The 22317-nt window shown below is 48.2% G+C and carries 20 protein-coding genes and 1 riboswitch; of the genes, 8 read left to right on the top strand and 12 right to left on the bottom strand.

Features of this window, described 5'->3' with window-relative positions:
- Nucleotides 1–107: 107 nt before the first annotated feature.
- The 5 genes from L2713_RS04150 to L2713_RS04130 form a co-directional block, all read right to left on the bottom strand.
- A complete protein-coding gene (locus L2713_RS04150; protein WP_248967033.1) occupies nucleotides 108–1346 on the bottom strand; it encodes a trypsin-like serine peptidase in 1239 nt (412 codons plus the stop codon).
- A complete protein-coding gene (locus L2713_RS04145; protein ID WP_047539835.1) occupies nucleotides 1330–1746 on the bottom strand; it encodes a hypothetical protein in 417 nt (138 codons plus the stop codon). The genes L2713_RS04150 and L2713_RS04145 overlap by 17 nt, the downstream gene beginning before the upstream one ends.
- Nucleotides 1747–2047: 301 nt before the next feature.
- Nucleotides 2048–2956, bottom strand: coding sequence for a GGDEF domain-containing protein (locus L2713_RS04140; RefSeq protein ID WP_248967216.1), 909 nt, complete (start codon nucleotides 2954–2956; stop codon nucleotides 2048–2050).
- 290 nt (nucleotides 2957–3246) lie between these two features.
- The gene (locus L2713_RS04135; RefSeq protein WP_248967032.1) at nucleotides 3247–3708 is read right to left on the bottom strand and encodes a TlpA family protein disulfide reductase; all 462 of its coding nucleotides are present in this window, start codon (nucleotides 3706–3708) and stop codon (nucleotides 3247–3249) included.
- Nucleotides 3708–5876 carry a TonB-dependent receptor plug domain-containing protein gene (locus L2713_RS04130; RefSeq protein ID WP_248967031.1) on the bottom strand — a complete coding sequence of 723 codons (2169 nt, stop codon included), beginning with the start codon at nucleotides 5874–5876 and terminating at the stop codon, nucleotides 3708–3710. Before L2713_RS04130 ends, L2713_RS04135 begins: the two co-directional genes overlap by 1 nt.
- A 138-nt stretch (nucleotides 5877–6014) precedes the next feature.
- Between L2713_RS04130 and L2713_RS04125 the strand changes: the two genes are divergently transcribed.
- Complete coding sequence (locus tag L2713_RS04125; protein ID WP_248967215.1) at nucleotides 6015–6497, top strand: cupin domain-containing protein; 483 nt, start codon at nucleotides 6015–6017, stop codon at nucleotides 6495–6497.
- Between the two features lie 92 nt (nucleotides 6498–6589).
- Here L2713_RS04125 and L2713_RS04120 read toward each other — a convergent pair whose 3' ends face one another.
- Nucleotides 6590–7504 (bottom strand): alpha/beta hydrolase, encoded by a 915-nt coding sequence (locus tag L2713_RS04120; protein WP_248967030.1) that lies wholly within the window; start codon nucleotides 7502–7504, stop codon nucleotides 6590–6592.
- 305 nt (nucleotides 7505–7809) lie between these two features.
- Here L2713_RS04120 and L2713_RS04115 point away from each other — a divergent pair, with 305 nt between their 5' ends.
- Nucleotides 7810–9180: an MATE family efflux transporter gene (locus L2713_RS04115; protein ID WP_248967029.1), complete on the top strand. Its 1371-nt coding sequence runs from the start codon at nucleotides 7810–7812 to the stop codon at nucleotides 9178–9180.
- Nucleotides 9181–9224: 44 nt separating this feature from the next.
- Here the strand turns inward: L2713_RS04115 and L2713_RS04110 are convergent, their stop codons facing one another.
- Nucleotides 9225–9827 carry a DUF4274 domain-containing protein gene (locus tag L2713_RS04110; protein WP_248967028.1) on the bottom strand — a complete coding sequence of 201 codons (603 nt, stop codon included), beginning with the start codon at nucleotides 9825–9827 and terminating at the stop codon, nucleotides 9225–9227.
- Between the two features lie 83 nt (nucleotides 9828–9910).
- Complete coding sequence (locus L2713_RS04105) at nucleotides 9911–10336, bottom strand: CBS domain-containing protein (RefSeq protein WP_011624048.1); 426 nt, start codon at nucleotides 10334–10336, stop codon at nucleotides 9911–9913.
- A 271-nt stretch (nucleotides 10337–10607) separates the two neighbouring features.
- On the opposite strand from L2713_RS04105, the gene L2713_RS04100 reads away from it, so the two are divergent.
- Both L2713_RS04100 and L2713_RS04095 read left to right on the top strand, forming a co-directional pair.
- Entirely contained in the window at nucleotides 10608–12374 is a 1767-nt protein-coding gene (locus tag L2713_RS04100) for an alkaline phosphatase D family protein (RefSeq protein WP_248967027.1), read from the top strand.
- A gap of 333 nt (nucleotides 12375–12707) precedes the next feature.
- Nucleotides 12708–13274, top strand: a complete 567-nt coding sequence (locus L2713_RS04095) for a phosphoribosyltransferase (RefSeq protein ID WP_248967026.1) — start codon at nucleotides 12708–12710, stop codon at nucleotides 13272–13274.
- 85 nt (nucleotides 13275–13359) lie between these two features.
- Here L2713_RS04095 and L2713_RS04090 read toward each other — a convergent pair whose 3' ends face one another.
- Nucleotides 13360–14628, bottom strand: coding sequence for a glycerophosphodiester phosphodiesterase family protein (locus L2713_RS04090; protein ID WP_248967025.1), 1269 nt, complete (start codon nucleotides 14626–14628; stop codon nucleotides 13360–13362).
- Between the two features lie 352 nt (nucleotides 14629–14980).
- Here L2713_RS04090 and L2713_RS04085 point away from each other — a divergent pair, with 352 nt between their 5' ends.
- Nucleotides 14981–15286 carry a DUF3622 domain-containing protein gene (locus L2713_RS04085; RefSeq protein WP_011625141.1) on the top strand — a complete coding sequence of 102 codons (306 nt, stop codon included), beginning with the start codon at nucleotides 14981–14983 and terminating at the stop codon, nucleotides 15284–15286.
- A 148-nt stretch (nucleotides 15287–15434) separates the two neighbouring features.
- On the opposite strand, the gene azu is transcribed toward L2713_RS04085, so the two are convergent.
- From azu to rihA, 3 genes are all read right to left on the bottom strand, one after another.
- On the bottom strand, nucleotides 15435–15911 hold the full coding sequence (azu, locus tag L2713_RS04080) for an azurin (RefSeq protein ID WP_126511915.1): 477 nt from the start codon (nucleotides 15909–15911) through the stop codon (nucleotides 15435–15437).
- 171 nt (nucleotides 15912–16082) lie between these two features.
- On the bottom strand, nucleotides 16083–16994 hold the full coding sequence (rbsK, locus tag L2713_RS04075) for a ribokinase (protein ID WP_248967024.1): 912 nt from the start codon (nucleotides 16992–16994) through the stop codon (nucleotides 16083–16085).
- 18 nt (nucleotides 16995–17012) lie between these two features.
- Entirely contained in the window at nucleotides 17013–17969 is a 957-nt protein-coding gene (rihA, locus tag L2713_RS04070; RefSeq protein WP_248967023.1) for a pyrimidine-specific ribonucleoside hydrolase RihA, read from the bottom strand.
- 207 nt (nucleotides 17970–18176) lie between these two features.
- Between rihA and L2713_RS04065 the strand changes: the two genes are divergently transcribed.
- From L2713_RS04065 to L2713_RS04055, 3 genes are all read left to right on the top strand, one after another.
- The gene (locus L2713_RS04065) at nucleotides 18177–19523 is read left to right on the top strand and encodes a hypothetical protein (RefSeq protein WP_248967214.1); all 1347 of its coding nucleotides are present in this window, start codon (nucleotides 18177–18179) and stop codon (nucleotides 19521–19523) included.
- A 3-nt stretch (nucleotides 19524–19526) separates the two neighbouring features.
- Complete coding sequence (locus tag L2713_RS04060; protein WP_248967022.1) at nucleotides 19527–20963, top strand: RCC1 domain-containing protein; 1437 nt, start codon at nucleotides 19527–19529, stop codon at nucleotides 20961–20963.
- Nucleotides 20964–21208: 245 nt separating this feature from the next.
- Nucleotides 21209–21877: a hypothetical protein gene (locus L2713_RS04055; protein ID WP_248967021.1), complete on the top strand. Its 669-nt coding sequence runs from the start codon at nucleotides 21209–21211 to the stop codon at nucleotides 21875–21877.
- Nucleotides 21878–22002: 125 nt separating this feature from the next.
- Nucleotides 22003–22236, top strand: a riboswitch (cobalamin riboswitch).
- Nucleotides 22237–22317: the final 81 nt, after the last annotated feature.

The raw sequence follows: 22317 nt of genomic DNA, 5'->3' as shown, positions 1-22317 counted from the left end.
TGCATCAAACTAACCTAAACAGTGTTGATGCAAGCCTCTAAATCGTAGTTCCTAGTTTGATGTTATAGGCCATCGTACAGTACTGTGTTTAATAAACGCAGCTTGTATTAAATACAGTATACTTTTAGAAAATAATCACCATAAAAAACACTTCCATTGCCAATATTTTTATATGGAATAATATTTTTTTTAAAGTAATATGATTTGTTATTAACATCTAGCAATATATCATTGCCAAAATTGTAAGGTTTTCCTTCTAGATCTCTAATATGACTGTACCATATTCTAGATTGTATGCTATTAAAAATTACGGATGTATTAACTGGTATTTTACTCTCAGAAACCATTCCCTGATTATTTTCTTCTGAATATACCATGGCAATAATTTCTTTTTTGCAAAGATTTTCAATATGCACATAAGTTCGAGGTGTTGTTTTAAATTTTACGGCGCTAAAATGTTTAATCGATTCAGTGCGATTTTTAATAATATTCTCAATATCCTGTATCATTTCAGTAGAAAAAAGAACCGCTGCACCTGATAGTCCATTATCCGATGAAGATGAAACTATCCCTAACACTCTATCTTTATCAGAATTAGGTGCCTTTATTAGCAATCCTGCACCACTAGAACCCGAGTAGATTTGGCAGTCAAACTTCCCTATTAATGACTTGTGTTCTGTTAAGTGACATTGTTGATACCATAATGTATTACCACTTTTATCTGCTGGATAACTTAGTAAACTAACATTAGGTTTTTTAGTGGTTAACACATCTTCTGCTGCAATAGGGGAAACATATCCGTACTGCTTCCCTAAGCCATATCCTGTTTGGCTGTTTGTGACTTTTAGTATAGCTAAATCACTCGTATTTGGTTTGCGATTGAGTGAGACTAAACCATTTTTGAACTGTAAAATATCTTTATAATCAGTGGTTAAATATTTTTTGTGAACCCATCCTTTTTCAATGAACACTCTTGAACGAATTTGCTTACCATCGCCAAGGTATTGTGGAATAAATTCTGCATTGAGCACACCCTCACCAGTCATATGGTCGATAATGCAGTGCGCCGCTGTCATAAGATAGTCATCAGCAATTAGAATACCCGTACATAGTGATTGAGTATCTTTGCTAAATCGATTTCTTGTAATGACCAGAGTACCTACGCTTTGAGCTGACAACACTTGATTGATATCTTTAATCTGTATTCTGGAGCTTATCGTTGAGCTTTTAACAGAATGTTCCGTAGAGTCGGCATGGAAACTACAAAGGAGTAGAATGAATAATGCTATATTTAGTAATCTCATTTTCTTATTTTTATTTATTATGTTTTTAGGATAGTTTTCCAATATCAGCTTGATAAATTGCCCATTCTTCTACTTCGCTTAGCTTTGTTTTTGCTGCTATCATTGCTATCGCAAAATTAATCGGTGCTAATAGATAAAAAATTATTCCACTTCCTAATATGTAACATCCTAAAATATGAGTTATTGCTCCGATTAGCCCTGTGGGGATACGATGCTCTGGTCTAAAGGTTCTTCCAACAAAGCGTGAAAACATGCCAATTACAGCTGGAGGCAAAATGCATAAAATCCAAATAGGTCCATTAACATTCATAAAAACAAATGATATATAAATTGCTAGCGCCGGAATGGTACCGACCAATGCGCCAAAAATAGCACCCATAGGTTTGCATTTTTTCATAACATTATTATATGCTGTTTTCATCTCTTCCTGAGAATATCTCATTATATTAGCCTTGTTTAAATTTTGAGTGTAAATATTTTTCTGTTGACTTGATTATGTATAAGCAATCATGTCGTCTAAGGTAAAATAGGGTTAATAATTGTAAATGAGTTTATTCACTCTATCAATTTATTAATCTTACAATAACTGGTTTTTTTGATATTTATCTTAAATGTTTTTGTATATTAGGCTTGTGTGAATTTGTTTTATTACAATGTGTTATGATTATAAGGTCATAAATTCTGTGGGTGATATGTTGCAAGGTGAACTCATATCAAGCTCTATACTATCCTATTGTCGGAAATTAAGCCGTATTGGCTATTACGCGATTCTTACCATTCCGCTTGGCTTGATAGAGCGCGGCATCGGCGCGCTTTAGGGTGTCTTCATAGGATTTATCGCCCGCTTCTATGCTGGCGACACCTATGCTGACGGTGGCAAATAATCCTTTTACCGAGAGTTGCTGCAATGCCTTGAAGCAACAGTCACAGAGATATTCGGCAAACACTATGGCTTGGTCATGGTCAACCCCGGGCAGGGCAATCACAAATTCATCGCCACCAAAACGGTAGGCGCTGTCGGTTTTGCGAAATTGCTGTTGGCAGGCTTCGGCGACCGCCATGATGACGCGATCACCCGCTTGGTGCCCCAGTTGATCGTTAATAAGCTTCAGGTGATCCAGATCGAGCACTAAGATCGAGGCCGGAATACGGTGGCGGCTAAAGGTGTCGAAGAGAAAGTGTAAGTCACGGTCTAAGCGGCGGCGGTTATAGAGTCCAGTCAGTTGGTCAGTATCACTTAATTGCCGCAGTTGTATTTCTAGCTTATGGCGTTTGGAAATATTACTGGCGACCCAGAGGACGACGGGTTCGTTATCCACTAGAAAATCTAACGCCTGAATGCGCCCTTCAAACCAGATGGGTTCTGAAGGACCTTGATCGGATAAGCCTTTGACATCCTTATTACTGAGTTCATATTCCTCAATCAGTAATTTACGGCTATCTAAGGCTTGCTGAATAATCTTGAGGTAGTAAGTGGTCTTTTCGTCGTTGAGTACATCGCTCAGGTAAAGGCCAACTAATCCACTGCCGTCGTGGTAATAACGCGCATCTTTACCACCAAACACAGCAACATAGCGGCCGCTTTGTGACAGGATAAACGCCGGATCGGGTAGCGCGTCCAGCACTAAAGCCATTTGCTCAACACTGACCATCAAACAAGCTCCCTATACGTTAAAGGGTCTAATAGATTGAAGCACTCTTAGTTGGCTCCTTGTCTGCTATTGCACCCATTACTCACTATCGCTGGCCCATGTGGCTTTTTCAAACCTAGGCAAGGGCATGTCGGAGTAACACTCTAAGTGTATCTGATGTTGGCGTTGAACAGTGTAGATTAATGTAGGTTTTATTGGCAAAAACCTATTGTTCTCAATCGGAATGGTGTGCCATTTAATGGCATCAAACAACACTCTGATTGAAAACAATAGATTAAATTATGCTGATATTAACTCGAGCGGCAGAGTTGAGCCTTCAGCTCTGCTTCATCGGTAAAACCGCGATAGCCTTTGATTAACTCTCCCTTGGTATTGAGCAGCAGCAGGATTGGCGTGGCAGGAATACCGCCCATATCCTTTAGCAAAGCGGGCGGCGCGCGGTAGGCTTCAAAGGGGAAATTCAGCCTAAACAGGGCACGTTTTAAGGCTAAGTTATCTCCATTGACCCCAAGCGCCACGGGTTGCACGCCTTGATGACAGCTTTGATGCAGCTGCTTCAGTACACTGGCCTGCTTGATGCACCAAGGGCACTCAGGCTCGAAAAACATCAATGCCATCGCTTGCCCCTCGAGATGTGACAAGTCAGTCACTTGCTGACCCCGCAAAGCTTGAAACTGATAGTCGCGGGTGAGCTGCGCCGCCGATAACGGCAGGGCGCAGCACAGCAACATAAGGAGAAGAATGCGCAGCATTAGAAGCTAAACTTCATGCCAGCGTAGATTTCTCTGCCACGCAGTGGGCCATAGATATAGCCCACGTCGAAGGCGCCCTCGGCATCGTAAAACAGTGGCGTGTCTTCATCCCCCGCTTGGGTATAGTCAAACAGATTGCTGACCCCAGTGTAGAGTGACAGGGTATCGTTGAGCTGATAACTGACCTTTAAATCTAAAGTCACGTAAGCGGGCGCATCCGTGGTCTTTTTCGAGCTAGGGTCGACTTGGCCATTGGCATCGAGGCGGTTATAGCCTTCGTAGCCAAAGTCGGCGAGATCGCGACTACCGATCCACACTAGGTTGGCAAAAATTTCCCAGTCATTCACGTCCCAATCCATGCTGAGGCTGACCCTTTTCTCCACTGGCGCAATGGCATAGGAGGATTTGAATACTGAATCATAATCAAAATGCTCGGCGGTAAGGCTTAAACTCATATCGTCGGTCAAGCGATAACCTAAGGCAATATCGCTGGTGATAACCCGCGCTTTTTCATCGAGCTGGGTCAGTAATGGAATGCCATGGTCGTTAGTGGTTAATGCCGCTAAATGCTCGACTTCGGTCCAAGCAATCGAGGCGGTAGAGGTGAGGCGTTCACCTTCGTAACTCAGGGCATAGTTGACTGAGTTGGAGCGCTCTAGCTCGTCGATATCGATGTCAAAGCCCAGAGAGCCGTCTAAAATGCCGTGGTCGGTTTCAAAGAAGGATAATGGCGCGCGATAGCCGCGACCTGCGGATAGGCGCGAGGTCCATTCATCATTGTGGCGCAGACGAATGTCGACCCTAGGCGACAGAATCGACTCATCGAGTTCGGTGCCGGGTTTGTTGGGGTCGGTAAAATCGGCGCTGATAGTATCGTAACGCAGCGCCATCGCGACTTCTAACGACTCAGTGGCTTGCCAAGTGTCCTGTAGATAAACGCCTTTGACATCATAGTCAAAGGAGTCGGAAACATAGTCAGGGTTGGCACTGCCCGAGCGGGAATGGGAGCGCATTTCCTCTGTGCGTAAGTCGGCGCCGAAGGTGAGTAGTTGGCTCTCGCTCAACAGATAATTAAAACGTGCATCGAAGAACCACATCTTGTCATCGGCGCTGTAATCGAAGCCTTCGTAGAAGGAGTCCTGTTTATGATCGGCGTAGCTGGCGGCAAGGTGCATGTTCCAGTCGTCGTTAAATTCCCTCAGCCAAGCGAGTGAGGCTTCGTTACGTTCGGTCTTAATCCATTCGGTGGTTTCCCAGGCTTTTCCTGTGTAGCGCTTACGCACATCACCATCTTCAAACAGTTGTTGTGGCTCGCTCGGTTGGCCATCGTAGCCGGATAACACGTTCCCCGTGCTAGACGCTACGCCATCGGCGAAGGTGCTGCCTATCATAGGGCCGCCGAAAATTTCCGATTGAATATTGGCGACGCGCATCACTAGGTTATCGGCATCGGTCACATCGTGGGAGACTCGAGCGGTCAGGCTACGGTTTTCCTGCATCGGTGCTTCGTTGACTTTGTTATTGTCCGCATCGGCTTGATCTCTATCGTCATATTGGGCAACGAGTGTCGCGCGGGTGCGGCCATCTTGAGTCACGCCTTTACCGAGAAAACCCAGTTTACGGTAGCCATTTTCACCAGCGGACAAATCCAGTTCTGCGCCGTTTTCAGTGGGCTCATAGCTAACAATATTAATGGTGCCGCCAATCGCTTCGGGGGCGATTAAGGAGGCGCCCGCACCACGGGCGACTTCGATGCGCTCGACTCCAGTTGTTGGGATCGCATCGACCGCATAATAGCCCGAAATCATAGTGTGTACGGGTAAACCATCGACCAGAATCGTGGTTTGCTCGCCTTTCATGCCGTTGAGCATAATGCGTTTCACGCCACACATGGAGCATTCGTTGGAGACTTTGACGCCGGGGGAATTATCAATCGCCTCGGAGAGGTTGACGGCATTTTTGTTCTCAATCACGCTGGCGTCGATGACTTCGGTTTTCATGATAGTGTTAGCCAAGGTTCCGGCTTGCTCTAATCGTTGTCTTACGCCGACAACACTCACGCGCTCGATTTTATCCAGTTCAGGTTGTTTCACTTCGTCTGCGCTGGCCAAGGGGGGATGTAGTAGGGCTGCTAACAGGATGGCAAGGTAAGTAGGCTTCACTCTCATTTCTCCGTAAAATCACAAGTGGCAGCATTATATGTAAATGAGAATAATTATTATTTGATTTTGGTCATGGTTCTAACATCTTCTTAAAAAAGGTATTAACCAAGATACAGGTGCGAAAAAATGAATGGAGTAGTAATGATGCAGAATGCAGATGATTTTATTCAGTATTTAGAACTTGAGCAGCATGTTGAAGGCGGATATTACCGTTCTTCCTATCGCTCAGAATCGGCTTTTGATCCGAGTCGTCAGCTGTGGAGCAGCATTTATTTCTTACTGCGAACCGGCGAAGTGTCGCATTTTCATCGACTCACGGCCGATGAGATGTGGTATTTCCATGCGGGTCAATCGCTGACAATTTATATGATTTCCCCCGAGGGTGAGCTGACCACGACGCAATTGGGGCTGGATTTAGCCGCGGGCGAAAGGCCACAGTTTTTAGTGCCTAAGGGCTGTATTTTTGGCTCGGCCATGAATCAACCGGGGTTTTCGCTGGTGGGCTGTATGGTGTCACCGGGTTTTACCTTCGATGACTTTGAATTGTTTAGCCAAGAAGCTTTGCTGGCCATGTATCCACAGCATCAAGACGTGATCCACAAACTGAGTCGGCCAGAGGCGAAATAGCTCGTGAGATCATTGCGTTATCATGTAATGAGTTGTTCGTTGAATAGATTCGGTAGCCGCATGCCCGCATTAAGGCATGCGGCTTAAGCAGGTTAAGCGCGAATAATATGGGTTACCTGCACCATGGCATCCCGCGCCGATTGACTGACGCCAGCGAGTTGGAAGAAGCCATGGATCACCCCTAAATAGCGGCGGCAATGGGCATTGACGCCCGCATCCAACAGGTTACGGAATAGCTGTTCGCCCTCATCTAACAGGGGATCGAACTCGGCGGTAATAATATGGGTTTCGGGCAGGCCTGCTAACTCTTGGCTGCGCAGAGGGCTGGCTTCAACGTCGGTTCTGGGGTGCCAATCGAGGTACATATCAAAGCCCGTGAGCAGGGTGTCGCGGGTGATGATGTACTTGTCGCCATTGTCGATATAGCTCTGACTTTTGGCGGTCGCATCTAACATAGGATAGATAAGCACTTGTTTTTTAGGTAACCATTGCCCTTTTGCTTTTAACCTCAGGCAAGTGACTAGGGCTAAATGGCCGCCGGCGCTGTCGCCCATCAGAGTGATATTGGTGTTATCGCCGCCCCATTGTTGGCAATGTTGCTGCACGAGATTGGCGGCATTGAAGGCATCGTCATGGGCGGCGGGGTACACATGCTCAGGGGCGAGGCGATAGCTGACCGCCACCACTAACGCGCCAGAATCATTGGCGATTTTACGCAGTTGTTGATTATGGGTGGCGATGCCGCCACTGACAAAACAGCCACCGTGATAGTAAATGACCACGGGTAAGTTGTTGTCCGCCGAGGGCTTAAATAGGGTTAATTCGATGCCCTCAAGGGATAAGGTTTTGACCTCAAACACCGCTTCCGGCTCGCCAGCCAATACCGTGCTGGCGATGTAACCTTGACGACGTTCCTCAAGGTTTTGCTCGCGCACCGAAGGGCAACCTGCGGCGATAAACTCGCTCACCAATTGTTTAATTCCGTCTTCTAAATAGAGTTGGCTCATGTGCAGTTTCCCTGAATATATTCGGTGAGCGTTGATCGCCCCTTGTGGTCGGCAAAGTGTATCGGCTCAATATTGAAAAGGGTAGTGTGTATTGGCTGATTTGCTATTAACTCCATCTATTTCAGTTGATTAGCACTTATTGATGAAAGCTTGTTGAGGGAAGCATCGCCAATGAATACGGTTGCAGCGGTCGGTTTGGTTGTAATGAAAGATTGAGCACAATCTAAAAATGTAAGAAAATTACCGTTCGCCAGCCTTGGCGTGTTATTGCTATTTCACTTGTCTTCCCGCGGTAAGGATAGAACGTGGCCAAATCAGCTAAAACCCTGCAACAACGCATGGGCATTGTCGCCCTCACTTGGCCGATTTTTATCGAAACCTTGCTGCAATCCTTACTCGGGATCAGCGATATTTTTATGCTGAGCCATTATTCCGATAATGCCGTCGCCGCAGTCGGACTCACCACCCAATTGATGTTTTTTATGATGGTGATGTCCATGATGGTCAGCACGGGCGCCAGCATTCTGATCAGCCAAAATAATGGTGCGGGGCAGACGCAGCAGGCGACCGATATTGGTGTGGCGAGTGTGGCCTTAAGCTTAGGCTTAGCTGTGATTATGGGTGCATCGATGTTTTTCGGTGCCCACGGCATTATCGGTTTGTTTGCCCTAGAGCCTGAGGTTGCTGGCTATGGTTATGACTATCTGCTGATCTGCGGCAGTTTGAGTATCGGGCTGGTGATGAACATCGCCTTTGCCGCCATCTTACGCAGCTACGGTTTTACCCGCTCGGCCATGTTAGTCACCTCTAGCACGGGGTTGATGAATGTGCTCGGTAACTATATTGCCCTCTATTCTCCCTTTGGGTTGCCGGTTTATGGGGTGACTGGGGTGGCGATTTCGACTGTAACCAGCCAGATTATCGGTGCCTTGATTATGCTGGCGGTGATCCGCGGTAAAGGTATCCCGCTGCCGATGCCAAGGTTGAAGTTATTGCCGCGCAGCACCTATTGGAGTGTGATGCGCATAGGTTTGCTCAATGCGGGCGAAATGCTCTCCTACAACGTGGCACAGATGACTATCATCTATTTTATCAGCCAGATGGGCACACTCTCGCTGACCGCCTATACCTATGGCTTGAATATCAGCCGCTTTATTTACTGTTTTGCGGTGGCGCTTGGGCAGGCATCGCAAATTCAAACCGGCTACTACGTCGGTAAACAATGGTTCGATGAGATTACTGTGCGGGTGCAAAAATATTGCCTTGTGGGCTTTATTGCTTCCCTCGCCATAGTGTTAACCTTTTATTGGCAGCGTTTTACCATAGTGGGCTGGCTGAGTGAGAACCCTGAAGTGATTCAACTTACCGCACTCCTGCTATTGGGTTCCATCGCGCTGGAAACTGGCCGAGTCTTTAATCTGGTGATTATTTCGGCATTAAAAGGCGCGGGGGATGTGGCGTTTCCGGTGCGCGTGGGCCTGTTTAGTATGTGGGGAATTGGCGTGCTATTGGCTTGGTTCTTTGGGCTGCATTTAGGTTATGGCGTGCTGGCCGCTTGGCTTGCCGTTGCCGCCGATGAATGGGTGCGAGGCTTGATTATGGTGCACCGTTGGCGCTCGGGTCGCTGGCAGCGTTTTACCCGTATTCCGCCAGCAACGCCTGTTTCATCACGTTAATAGCTTGGCTTTAAGCGCTCTATTTAAAGACAGAACGGGGCTTATTACTGGCCCCATTTGCCCGATTTTAGCTGTTCATTTTTAAATTGTAGATACCTTGAATGCCCTGCATCGGTTTCGATTTCCATGGTGCTGTAGGGGGCAAAAATGGCCCCAGGAATTTGGCATCCATTCGTGAGGACGTCCTCTAATGAGGGCATAAAACATTCTTTAAACGGATCAAAATGGATTCTATAACTGGCATAGTCGCGCGTAACAAAGCGTTCGGTGATGGTTTTGAATAGCTGTCCAAAAGGCGTGTCTAGCCTCTGTGGCGTGGAGTAATAAAAGCCTTGTCCGTACCAGTAAAGCAATAAGGCGGTACCCGCATCGCAGAGTGGGTGTTCGATAATCGCCCTCACCATATCGGGATCATGGTCATCCCAATTCAAGTTACCCGCGACAAAATGCAATTCCTCCATGCTTTGTAAGTCACTGATACAGATGATTTGTTTCGCCGCTTTGCCAAAGTAGGCGCTGTATTCATGTAAAGCGTCATAATCGGGATCGGCGAGCAATTGGGCGAGGCGATCATGGTTGGCAATACAGCCTAATTCGGCGCATTCATAGGCGCGGATAAATTGTTCTTGGGTTAATAACTTGGCCACGGGCGTCCTTGGAGTTTTTAGACAATGACTCTCGCCAGCCCTGATAACCGAGGGCCAGCGAGAAAGAGTGAGGATGTTAGGCGTTAAGCTTGCTGTTGCAGCAGGGTGCGACAGAGCTTAATAAAGTCGGAAGAGGTGACAATCCCTAATACTTTCTTATCGTTATCTACTACGGGTAAGCAGCCGAGTTTGTTGTCGATAAAGTATTCCACTACCACGCTTAAGGGCTCATCGGCGGTTAAGTGCTGGCAGTCTTTGTCCATCACAGTCGCTATGGGAGTGTAGCGTTCCTTGCGATCCAATGCGCCTTGGCCGTATTTGTTCAACATAGACAATACGCTGGCGATCATCTTCTTATGGGTGAGTACGCCGACTAAAGTGCCATCGGTTTCAGATATCACAGGTAAATGGCGCACGCCGCGGGTTTGCATTAAATGGTGGGCATCTTTCAGGCTAGCACCATCGCTGATGCAGATGACCTCAGTGCTCATAATATCGCTGACTTTCATCCTATAAATTCCTTTTTTTAACAAGGCTCAGGTTTGACGTTCGACGAGCCAAAATCTGAGCGATTTGCCACTGATCCGATGTTAGCAGCTTACTCATGGCTTGTGCCAGTGCTGTACAAATAAAGTACGTCATCCAGTATAAGCTTATGAATTAAAAGAAATCATAAAAGGCTGACAAAGATGTCACAAATGTGTAACAGTGATGTCTCACAATCGGGGCCTCATTAGACCTCATACCAGTGAAACCTCATCTTATAAGGGAATAATAATAATGAAACGAACCGTGACTCGTCGTGATTTTTTAGCCATGTCGGCCAAAGGCATTGGTGCTGCAGTGATCTCCTACGGCCTAATGGGGTGTAGTGACAGTAATGATGATAACTCTGTGCCCGCACAGTTTTTACATGGGGTTGCCAGTGGTGACCCAGCGCAGGATGCGGTGATCCTTTGGACCCGCGTGACGCCGGATTCTGCGGGGGATGTAAAAGTCAGCTGGCAAGTCGCCAGTGACGCAGCATTCTCCCAATTAGTGACCACGGGGGAGATGGTCACTAATGCTAATCGTGATTACACCGTTAAAGTTGATGCCCGCGGTTTACGTGCGGGACAAACCTATTTTTACCGCTTTATGACGGGCGGAAAAACCTCTGAGGTGGGCAAGACCCGCACTCTACCCGAGGGTGATGTGAGCTCGGTAAAACTTGCCGTCATGTCATGCGCTAACTTTCCAGCCGGCTATTTTAACGTGTATGAATTGGCTGCTGCGCAGGATGACCTCGATGCCGTGGTGCATCTGGGTGACTATATCTACGAATATGCTCGCGGCGGCTATGCCAGCGAACATGCGGCAGAGCTTGGCCGTGAAGTGTTACCCGCCAACGAACTGCTGACCCTCAGCGATTACCGTACCCGTTACGCCCAATATCATACCGATGCCAGCCTGCAAAAATTGCACGCGAAAGTGCCTTTTATTACGGTTTGGGACGACCACGAAGTGGCAAACGATACTTGGCGTGATGGCGCCGAGAACCACAACGAAGGCGAAGGGGATTTTGCGGTTCGTAAAGAAGCCGCACTGCAGGCTTACTTCGAGTGGCTGCCAATCCGTCCATGGCGCGAGGGTAACCATGAGGAGATTTATCGCAGCTTCAGTTACGGCAACTTAGTTGACTTACATATGCTGGATACGCGCGTGTTAGCCCGCGATAAGCAGCTCGATTATGCCGATTATATGGATGCCAGTACGGGCGCCTTCGATGGCGAGCGTTTCCGCGCCGATGTGACATCGACCTCGCGCACTATGTTAGGTCTGACCCAGTTACTCTGGCTACAGGGCACCTTATTGCAAGCCACCGGCACTTGGCAGGTATTAGGACAACAGATCCTCATGGGCAAGATGTCTCTACCTGCGGCGATTGCTACCCAGCAAATGAGCATTCCACAGTATGCCATGCTTGGGGCGCTGGCGAAGTTAGCCGCCCGCGCCGCGGCAAATGATCCAACCCTAACGGCGGCAGAATTACAGTACTTGCAGGCTAATCAAGCCCTGTTAACGCCAGAGGTGATTGCCCTGCTGCAACTGCCATCTATTCCCTATAACTTGGATGCATGGGATGGTTATGCCTATGAAAGGGAAGTGATTTTAGGTACGGCTAAATCGAAAAACCACAACCTAGTCGTGATTGCCGGTGACACCCATAATGCCTGGGCGAATGAGCTTAAAGATGTCAACGGCGATACCGTTGGGGTCGAGTTTGCCACAAGCTCAGTGTCATCACCTGGTTTGGAATATTACTTAAATCTACCGGCGGAACAGATCCCCGCGACCGAGGCGGCGATCGTCGACTTGGTGCCAGATCTTAAATACACCAACCTCAAAGATCGCGGCTTTATGACCTTAACCTTCACCAAAGAAGCCGTGCGTAGCGATTGGCATTATGTCAGCACTATTCTGGCGAAGGAGTTTGAAGAGTCGAGTAGCCGCAGCTACAGCGCCATGACTAAGGTCGGTGAACCTATTATCAACCCTGTGAGCTAACTTAAGCGTCAAACTTAAGCGTCACACTTTGCTTTGAGCCTGTGCTCGTTCCTTGTTGGTCACCTTTGGGTGGCCTTTTTTGTTCGCTTTTTGTTAGTTCCGTCCTAAAAATGCAAAATAAACGGCCGTTCACCTGCAACTTATGACTATAACTGCAGCACGGCGGTTTTTTTTGGTATAAAATTCGCTCCCAAAATTCGGCGGCTGCCTACACTTGCTAGGACTCTTATGAAGAGAATGCTGTTCTCGTGTTTTGGACGCCGAACAGACCTTACAGGGTAAAAGCTTTCGCTTTAACACCTAAAATCAATAATTAAGATGGGGATCGGTGTCATGTCAGAAAAATATTTCGTTACCGCACAGCAACTGCTCGAAGATTCATTTCTATTAGCTTCACAGGTTTATGAGAGTGGATTCCGTCCGCAGTTTATCGTGGGTATTTGGCGTGGCGGTGCTCCAATCGGGATCGCGGTACAAGAGTTTTTCGACTTTAAGAAGGTTGAAACCGACCATATCGCCGTGCGTACCTCGTCTTACTACGGTATTGGTACCGACAAGCAAAGCAAAGAAATCAAAGTCCATGGCCTGCATTACATTGTTGAAAATGCGAATGCTAGCGATAGCTTACTGATTGTGGACGATGTGTTTGACTCTGGCCGCAGCATCCACGCGTTGAAGGAAAAGTTAAGCCAACTGATGCGCTTAAACATGCCGCAGGATATTCGTATCGCTTGCCCTTATTACAAGCCAAAGAATACCGCTGTGCCTTTAAAGCCTGATTACTATATCCATGCCTCTGACGACTGGTTAGTGTTCCCACACGAAGTGACAGGCTTAACGCCGGAAGAAATTGCCGAAGGTAAGGGCGATTTAAAAAATATTCAGCATCTTTTTAAGTAAAAAGAATCTGTTAATAAAAAGCGTTAGCAGTTTTTGCTAACGCTTTTTTGTTTCTTGGTTTTGAAATACAGCCTATTTGTTTGGCCTATAAATCCATGCAGTTGGCATAGTAAGTCACAGTCGCCGGCCAGTCCGAAAACACGCCAATTACGCCCACATCTTTGGCGAGCACATCGAGCAGCTCATAGGTATCGCCTTCATTATCAATGGCATCTGTGATGCTTTGATAATACCAACCGCCGCCATCTTTCAATAATCCTGAGCGCTCTAAGCTCCAAGTGATGATCTTAAGCCCCGCTGCTTTCGCGGCTTTGGCATATTCCGATGGAATGATTTTTTTATCCGCATCTAAAGTCACCAGCACCCAGAGTGGCGGCGCGATAATCTCTACGCCTTGGGCTTTAAGTTCCGCCATTGAGGGCGACCAGCTGGAGGAGTCCTGTGGGTCAAAGCCCGTGTGAATATCATATCTATCATCAAGATATACCGCTTGTTTGCCAAACTCGGGGGCGTTAGCAATCCAGTATTTTACATCTTCTAAATTAAAGGATTGGGGGAATACCTGCGAGGCATCGACACCCGCTGCGGTATATTCATCGAGCATCTTTTGGGCGTACTCCTGCTGAGTAAAACCATCGAAGGGCATAGCGACACTGGCAGCTTTTAGCTCGGGCGTCATTTTAACGCCTGCCTTTTTAAACATCTCAATACTTTCTGCATGGGTCATCAGGGTACCGTTGCCCGCATAGAGATCGGTGCGCCACTTAGGCGTGGCATTTATAAATTCCTCGACATTGGTCGCCTTAGGATTCTCGCCCTCCATCTTGCCCTTTAACATTTTAAATTCGGCGAGGGTGATATCGCTGGTGCAGCAAGTTGCAGTGGCGGCGACGCCATTGACCGCATCGGCGGGGGTAAAGGGGACTGAGCATTTGTTGGCAAGTTCGGGAATGGCCAAAATATTGGTTGTACTGGCGAGATCGCACTGGGAGTGGCGACAGACTAAGGCTTTATCGGCGGTAAAAGTCACATCACACTCGACGATACCCGCGCCAGAGTCGATGGCGGCTTGATAGGATTCTTTAGTGTGTTCAGGGAATTGCATCGCCGCGCCGCGGTGACCAATAGAAAAATCACTACGGTGGAAATGATCGGTTTCGCACTGGGCTAAGCGGGTCTTTAAGCTGCTGTCCTGCATTTGGCGCACTAAAAACAGTGGTCGCTCACCGACTTGGGCGGGCACCATTTTCGCTGGTGGCGGTGTAGTCTCGCTATCTTTGTTATCGCTGTTACAGCCTGCTAGCAGGGCCGTGCTTGCGAGCAGCATGCAGAGTGTTACTGAGGAGGTATTCATCATCTTTCCTAAATTATGAATGACTTATTAATAGGGTCCCTCACACTCTAAAATTGCTATATGACTAAATTTACTTATTTTTATGACCAAAACAAGAAAAGATACCGTCCGTCAGCCGCTTTTGCGCTAGCTTGATACTGAGCTTAGGACTAAGATTAGGGCGAAAAATCATCTGGCAGGCGGGGTTATATTGGGATGCCTCGACTCACTGAGCCTGCAGTGCATGAAAATTTTCTCGTAAGCGATCTTTCTTTGCCGAAATCAAGTAAACTGCGCTCCTTTTGTTTTATGATGGCGTTTGTATCGCTTGATAAGACAAACGTGGCAAGCATCATTTAGGAAATAGAGCAGAATGAGCAAGGGTAAAAAATACGATTTTCGCGTCACTCAAGCTGAAAATGGTTGGAAGACGGAAATCACCCGTCGTATGACGTCGACTAAGACGGTAGTGTCGAAAAGCCATGACGGTTTTGCGACCGAGGCCGAGGCACAAGCTTGGGGTCAAGCCGAGCTGCAAGTGTTTTTAGGCACGCTGGCTGAGCGCAACAAGCGTCGCTCAGAGAAACAGGCTAAGGCCAAATTAGCGGCGGCTTTAGCGGCTGAAGCGGCAACCGATGCCGATGATTTTGATGATGAAGACGAGTTCGGCGAAGAATAACTCGCTCGAAGAATACATCTCGAAACAAAATCCTCGAAGGCAAACTGGCTTGTGAGCCAATCAGCATTCAACAAAAAAGCGGACCCGAGGTCCGCTTTTTTGTTGTCTCACTTAAGGTATTCCCTAAAGTGAGCATTAGGCAATGGAATTAGCCTTGGATCTTAAAGCTACCTTGCATAATCGCCCAGTGACCTGGGAAGCTGCAGAAGAACTGGTAAGCTTCAGTCGCGCTCATGCCCGCAGTGCTAAATTTTACAGAAGTTGATTCACCGCCACCCACTAATGCAGTGTGAGCGATAACACGGGTATCACCGGCTTTAACGTAAGCTGCATCGGCGCCAGCGCTCATACCATCGGTCGCAACGGCAGACATATCAGCGGCTTTAGTTAACACCCAGTTGTGGCCCATCGCCGCTTTTGGCAGTGTGCCAGTGTGCGTTAGCGTCAGAGTCACTTCTTTACAAGTAGCGGGAACAGACAGCTCTTTAGTGTCAAATTGCATAGCGTCAGTCGCAGCAATTTTGAGTTCACATTCGTTAGCACTCGCTTGACTGGCGACTAATAATCCTAGGCCAAGTAAGCTAGCGCTAGTCATATTACGGAAAGTGGTGCTTTTCGCTTTCATCTGGTACTTCCTTATTCTGAACAAGGTGGATCGAGCCGATGTGACTCGAGTATTCGCTTGCCAGCATAGGCTTAATTCATTAAATGGGAATGAATTCGATATGTAAATTATGTATATACAACTTTAGGGTGAAATAGGCTGAGTGCGACAATTTGCCGCACTCATGGGGCATTAACGCGGCAGTTCGTGGCGGTAGGGAATGGCACGCTGAGCGCCCGCGCGGGTCACAGTGATCGCGGATGCGGCATTGGCAAAGCCGACGGCAGCGGCTATCGACATGCCCTCACTTAAGCCCACCACTAGGGCGCCATTGAAGGTATCACCAGCGGCAACCGTATCTATGGCTTGTACTTCAAGTGCCGGAATTAACCCGGTAAAGCCTGCGCTACTAATAAACGCCCCTTTACTGCCTAAGGTAATTACCACAGTCGTTACCCCTTGTTGATGCAGCAGTTGGGCGGCTAAGTTGGCATCTTCTTCACTATTGACCTCAATGCCCGTTAACGCTTCGGCCTCGGTTTCATTTGGGGTAATAATGTCGACCCACTTGAGGTAATCCAGTTGTGAACTCACGGCGGGCGCGGGATTCAGCACTGTGGTAATGCCTAGGCGTTTGGCGGTTTGCAACGCATGGCTTACCGTCTCCATCGGGGTTTCCTGTTGGATAAGCATAAACTGGGCATTGGCAAACAGAGCATAATGCTTGTCTAATTCTAAAGGCGTGAGATCGGCATTGGCGCCAGCGGCAATGCCGATGGAGTTTTCACCATTCTCGGCGATAAAAATCATCGCCGTGCCGGTACTCATATTGGCGACTTGCGTGATGCCATCGGCTTTTATCCCATCCTTGAGCCAATTGGCGCGCATCTCGTTTCCAGCGCTGTCTTGACCTAAGTGACAAATAAAATCCACTCGCGAATCGGCCTGACATAAGCGGGCGCAGGCCACCGCCTGATTCGCTCCTTTGCCACCATGCTCTAGTCGGTAGCTTTGACTCACTAAGGTCTGCCCCGGTGCGGGCAAATACTCAAAATTCATAACGTGATCGGCGTTGGCACTGCCTATAACGAGTATGTGACTCATGGAAGCGTTACCTTAAGTTCATCTGCGATTGAGATAGGTTGGTGTGTAGACCGCTAAACTGTCAACTAACAAGTCAACAAAGCCCTGTCTATCAATACCAAATAGCACAGTGGCATTCGCGGGTTTACCCGTCAGTTGATAGCGATCGACGACTGTCATTCCCAGTGTGAGTGCGCTTTGGGTTTCAATGCCGACCCAGCAGTCTTGGGCATCAAACAATGCGGGGTTGAGTAACCAAGCGATAGTGCAAGGGTCGTGCAGCGGCGCGCCGACAAATCCCCACTTGGGATCTCTATGGTAAATCATAAAGAAATCTAGCAATTCGGCGACGCACTTAGCCACGGGATTAGGAATGGCGCGAATGCGCTCGATATCTTCATCCATAATTTGTGCCTGATGGGTAACATCTAGGCCGCACATGGTAATGGGAATGCCGGATTTAAAGACGATATCGGCCGCCTCGGGGTCGACAAAAATATTAAACTCGGCGGCGGGCGTCCAGTTACCTACACCCGCAGCGCCGCCCATCAACACAATGCGTTCAATATTGGCGTGCAATTCGCCATGGCTGGCGAGTAGCAGCGCGATATTGGTGAGCGGCCCCGTTGGCACCAAGGTTACAGGCTTATCGCTTTGGCGGATTTTCTCGGCCATCAACTCGACCGCATTTACGGCCTGAGGCAGAAAACTCGGTGCAGGCAGAGCTGGGCCATCGAGTCCCGTTTCACCGTGAACGTTATCGGCAATCATCAACTCACGGCTTAAGGGTTTAACCGCGCCGCCCGCGACTGGAATATCGCTGCGATTGAGCAGGGTTAAGATCCGCAGGGCATTATTGAGGGTTTTATCTGGGGTTTGGTTGCCGGCGCTGGTGGTCACGGCCAGTGGATTTAGCTCGGGATGGGCGAGGGCTAAAATGAGTGCGATGGCATCGTCATGGCCGGGATCGCAATCCAAAATAATTGGGCGACTCATACTGTTACTCCTTTAAACAGCGGGAATGGAGGCTAAGAATAGCACGCCCACGTTTGCAGGCTAGGATGTGGCCGAGTCTTTAAGGCAAACTGTGAGCTTTTTCTGATTTCTATCAATAAGCTGCTACAATAGCGCCCCGCTTTAGGCAGAATCAAGTTCTCTAATGCCTTACCGATCATGGAATGATAAGGAAGTTCTGGCGTGTTGATGAATCGCAGTCAATTAACCTCGGGTGCACCCGCGCGTTTTTGGGGTTGGTTAGAAATACTCTTGACCGGTGTCCCTCTCTTTTTGGTTGGTGTTGCCGCGCTGTTTCTCTGGGAAGGGGCGGAAAAGTGGTTTCTGGTCAATCAGTTGCTAGAGCGTGGCGATGTGGCCATGGGTCGAGTGGTGGAGACGGCCTATCGTAGTGAGCGCAGTTCGACGGGCGTATATAACCAAAGATTGATTTGCTTGGTTGAGTATCGCACCGCTGAGGGCAACCTGGTTCGCCAGTGGGAGCTCGATGGCGTGAATTGCCAGGCGACCTATCAATTACGGCCGCCGCAGGGCGACACTCCTGGCGCATTAGTGCCCAACTACGGGCAAAGTTTTGTGCATTATCTTCCCGAGGCACCAACACGGGCGAGTGCCGATCTTGAGTTAACCCGCGATCGCGCCAAACTGGACTTCGGCTTTGGCATCGCAGGCATATTAGGCTGTTTGCTTGTCGGTTATTTCTGTTTGACGCTATTAAGGATCCGCTGGGCCGAGTTTCGTTATGTGCCAATACTCAAGCGTTTAGGGCAGCAACAGGATTACACTGGGGTTATCCGTTTGCTTGAAACCTATCGGCAGCACCCCGCCGCGAATATTTTGGTCTGGGAGGCGGCAGAGCATTTAGGTCATAGCCCTGAGCACTATCCGCGTTTGGTCGATTTATTCGAGCAAATGCAAACTTCACCTAGCAAAAAAAAGCTGGAATCGGTAGATGAATCTATTGTGATGATAAGCTTTTATCGTTTGAGTTCATTAGGATTTCACGACTTAGCGCTGGCGATGCTCGCCCGTAGTAAACAGGCATTGTCGGTTAAAACCTTAGCCAGCTTTGTGTTGATGACGCGCACTAAGCAGTTGCCCTTTGCATTGGAATTAACCGCAGAAAAGTTAGCGGCATTGAAGGCGCTGTGCGAGGCCAAAGTACTAAGGTTCGGCTTGGCAGATGAAAAGCAATGCCCCGTCGATTTTGCGGTGCACCTCGATTATTTACTCTGCTTGGTGACATTAGTGCTCGACAATACCGCACTGAACCGTCAAGCGGGGCAGGCTATCGGCCCAGTTCAACGGCTGCTCTTAACAGCCTTAACGCAGGCGAAGGCGTTCGACACCCTAAGCCAAAACAGTGCGCAGGCGCTGGATAAACAAATTCAAGTTATCCTAACCCGTATCGATTCGCGTCCGAGCTTTGAATACCAACTCAAGCCGCTACTCGAGTCGATATTAGGCAAATTAGCACAACCCAATCAGCAACCCGCGTTGTCAGCAACCAAAGTTTCAGCAAATACAGGGAAATAAGTAATGCAGTCTTATCCTATCTCACGCCCCTTGGCATTGGTGGCCGCCTTAGTGGCGTTACAATTAACCGCCTGTAGCCAACCTAAACCCGTAGCCGTCGTCGAAAATGAAAAGGAATCCTTGCTGCAATTTGATAACGGCAAGCTTATCCAGTTTCAGGAAAAGGCGAATCCGAATTATCGCCATATTCCCTGCGATTTACCCGCAGTTGAGACTGTGGTGACCAACAGCACAGCCTTTGCCGCATTAACTCAGTCGGGTGAGGTGATCACTTGGGGTGACAGTTTTGCTGGTGGCGATAGCCGTGAAGTGACAGAACAACTTAAGCAAGTGAAGCAAATTGTCCCGGTTAAAGACGGGTTTGCCGCGCTGCGACAAGATGGCACTGTGGTCTATTGGGGCAATGCGGGAAAATTAAGTCTGGACAAGGCATTGCAAGCACGCATGACCAATATCACTAAGCTATTTGCCAACCGAGAGGCCCTAGCCGCGCTCGACGCTAATGGTAAGGTGCATACTTGGGGCTATGGGCCTTACGGCGGCAATAGTTTGCAGGTGCAAAATGACTTAGTCGATGTGGTCGATATCTTTGCTAAAGGGCGCAGTTTTATTGCCCTGAAAAAAGACGCCAGCGCTGTAGTGTGGGGTGAGGTTGAAAGTTCGACCAATATGAAGAAGTTGCAGTCGCAGCTGACGGATATTAAACATATCGAGTATTTTCAAAATACCTATGCCGCTTTGAAAAAAGATGGCTCAGTGGTGAGTTGGGGCTGGCGTAGTGATGCTTATCCGATCCGCAGCGCCCTTGAGGATGTGGCGAGTCTCACGGCAAACAGTTGCGCGTTTGCGGTGTTAAGTCCAACGGGGGATGCCCATTTCTGGGGCGATGGCATTAACTGTGGCGTCGATTGGATCAAGAAAACCGATATCACAGGCGTGAAAGAGATTATCAGCGTCGGCCCGGGATTCTTGCTACTGCGTGACAACGCCACGCCGCAAATTCTCGCCGACGATACGGATTATGCCTATCTGTTTGGCTTTCATCATGCTCAAGCGATCCTCGACAAATATTGGCAGCAAGGCAGCAAAATTACCCTAGGTAAGTCCTCCTTTGCCTTTACGCGCCCCGACGGCAAAGTGGTACCAGTCGGTTATCGGGCAGACCTTAAAAATGTCGAGCAACTGATTGAACGCATTCCACGCCTCACTTGGCTAGCGCCGGCAAATGATGGTTTTGCGGGGATCAGTGAAAAGGGAGAATGGGTCTCTTGGTCGATGAATCTCGGAATGTTTGATAAATCGCCGGTACAACCTGCCGATTCCTTGGTGATTAAGCCACTGGAATTTACCCCCGCTGCCCAATGTGAGACCCCAGAGCAACGGCAGGCAATTTTGAGTCAGGCAAGGCCGCAGCGTAAAATCAATTGGTCATTTGACTAACTCATTGTTGGGTATGTAGGGCATTCTCAGCTGGTGAAAGTTCATTCACCAGCTTTTTAAATCCATCATCGCCCCTATCTTTGGCTGCTATTTGCTGTTTTACAGTTGTTGTGACTGTATAAGTATCATTTTGTTTAGCTTTTTAACTGTTATCTTATTTACATCTTCGCTAGAATGCTGGATGTTTTCTATGCAATTTCATATGTCGTATTAACCCATAACAATGCGATACAAGGATGATAATAATGAAATGTATACCCCATATGCAGATGAGGTTATGGCAGGGCGCGAGCGTATTAATGCTGTGCAGCCTAATCGGATCTGAATCCGTCGAGGCGAAATTGGATATGCCTCGCAGCGAAAGTGGCGCGTCGCATACCCATGTGTTGCCTGTCTTTAGTCAGCAATTAGGATTTAATCTGCCAAAGGGTTGGCGTCAAGCCTACCATGAGGAACGTGCGGGCATGTTTATGGCGGAATTTGTGCCGGAGCAGGAAGCGCTCAATCAATGGAGTGCACTGTTTTGTGTGCAAGGCTTTAAGGACATGGCCGAAAGCGTGAGCCCAGAGCAGTTTTTAGATGCGATGGCTGAAACTTACCAAGCCGCCTGTGACGGTGAAGTGGTGTATCAAAAGCTAGGAGATACCCAAGTAGACGGTCACGAAGGTTTTCAAGCTATTCTCGGTTGCACCACAATGCCGAATGTCCATAGCGCGACTCAGTTTAATCCCAGTGCTTTTACTTCTCATCCCCAGGGCGAAATTGGTTACTATACCGTGGTAAGTGGTAACAAAGACTTGTATTTATTGCATAAATCGATGCGTGGCGATGTGTTTTCTGCCGATAAACCTCCCTTACAGGCGGCTAACAGTGCCGACTTTATTTCAGGCTTAGCGCCCTATTCATTAAAGTAGTTGTCAGTCGAGAGACGGATGAGCATGGACTTTCATCCGTATAGACGTCTATAATGCGCGCGCTCAGGCTTGATATGCCACGAGCCTTATTGGGCGTTAACTGGTTTTTCGCCCTCTGAACCTATTTTTAGTCAACCTTCTGTGGTGCTTGCGATGCATTCGTCGCGAGATAATCGGGAAGCCAGTGAAATTCTGGCACTGCCCCCGCAACGGTAAAAGGTGAGAGACGACCGCATTCGCAAGGTAGCTCAAGGTGAGCCAGAGAATTGAGTGTGTAAAGGTCAGTTTCGCGTTAGTCCTTCTATTGCTTGGATTAACATAGCCTAAGTCCGGAGACCGGCCCTAAAGGTGTTTTTGAGATTTCGGTGGGCAGATCTCAAAATGCGATAGTGACTGTCAGTATTTGTTACTGAATCAACGGTATCGTGGCGCCAATGCCC

Origin of the sequence: Shewanella seohaensis (genome assembly GCF_023283775.1) — a bacterium.
Lineage (GTDB): Bacteria > Pseudomonadota > Gammaproteobacteria > Enterobacterales > Shewanellaceae > Shewanella > Shewanella seohaensis.
Note: the sequence above shows the minus strand (reverse complement) of the source record. Positions and strands in the feature narration are given on the sequence as shown.

What these genes read in the sequence shown, in the direction of transcription:
- L2713_RS04145 (WP_047539835.1), bottom strand. Translation starts at nt 1,746, where the DNA reads ATGAGATATTCTCAGGAAGAGATGAAAACAGCATATAATAATGTTATG.
- L2713_RS04140 (WP_248967216.1), bottom strand. Translation starts at nt 2,956, where the DNA reads ATGGTCAGTGTTGAGCAAATGGCTTTAGTGCTGGACGCGCTACCCGAT.
- L2713_RS04135 (WP_248967032.1), bottom strand. Translation starts at nt 3,708, where the DNA reads ATGCTGCGCATTCTTCTCCTTATGTTGCTGTGCTGCGCCCTGCCGTTA.
- L2713_RS04130 (WP_248967031.1), bottom strand. Translation starts at nt 5,876, where the DNA reads ATGAGAGTGAAGCCTACTTACCTTGCCATCCTGTTAGCAGCCCTACTA.
- L2713_RS04125 (WP_248967215.1), top strand. Translation starts at nt 6,015, where the DNA reads ATGCAGAATGCAGATGATTTTATTCAGTATTTAGAACTTGAGCAGCAT.
- L2713_RS04120 (WP_248967030.1), bottom strand. Translation starts at nt 7,504, where the DNA reads ATGAGCCAACTCTATTTAGAAGACGGAATTAAACAATTGGTGAGCGAG.
- L2713_RS04105 (WP_011624048.1), bottom strand. Translation starts at nt 10,336, where the DNA reads ATGAAAGTCAGCGATATTATGAGCACTGAGGTCATCTGCATCAGCGAT.
- L2713_RS04100 (WP_248967027.1), top strand. Translation starts at nt 10,608, where the DNA reads ATGAAACGAACCGTGACTCGTCGTGATTTTTTAGCCATGTCGGCCAAA.
- L2713_RS04095 (WP_248967026.1), top strand. Translation starts at nt 12,708, where the DNA reads ATGTCAGAAAAATATTTCGTTACCGCACAGCAACTGCTCGAAGATTCA.
- L2713_RS04090 (WP_248967025.1), bottom strand. Translation starts at nt 14,628, where the DNA reads ATGAATACCTCCTCAGTAACACTCTGCATGCTGCTCGCAAGCACGGCC.
- L2713_RS04085 (WP_011625141.1), top strand. Translation starts at nt 14,981, where the DNA reads ATGAGCAAGGGTAAAAAATACGATTTTCGCGTCACTCAAGCTGAAAAT.
- azu (WP_126511915.1), bottom strand. Translation starts at nt 15,911, where the DNA reads ATGAAAGCGAAAAGCACCACTTTCCGTAATATGACTAGCGCTAGCTTA.
- rbsK (WP_248967024.1), bottom strand. Translation starts at nt 16,994, where the DNA reads ATGAGTCACATACTCGTTATAGGCAGTGCCAACGCCGATCACGTTATG.
- rihA (WP_248967023.1), bottom strand. Translation starts at nt 17,969, where the DNA reads ATGAGTCGCCCAATTATTTTGGATTGCGATCCCGGCCATGACGATGCC.
- L2713_RS04065 (WP_248967214.1), top strand. Translation starts at nt 18,177, where the DNA reads ATGAATCGCAGTCAATTAACCTCGGGTGCACCCGCGCGTTTTTGGGGT.
- L2713_RS04060 (WP_248967022.1), top strand. Translation starts at nt 19,527, where the DNA reads ATGCAGTCTTATCCTATCTCACGCCCCTTGGCATTGGTGGCCGCCTTA.
- L2713_RS04055 (WP_248967021.1), top strand. Translation starts at nt 21,209, where the DNA reads ATGAAATGTATACCCCATATGCAGATGAGGTTATGGCAGGGCGCGAGC.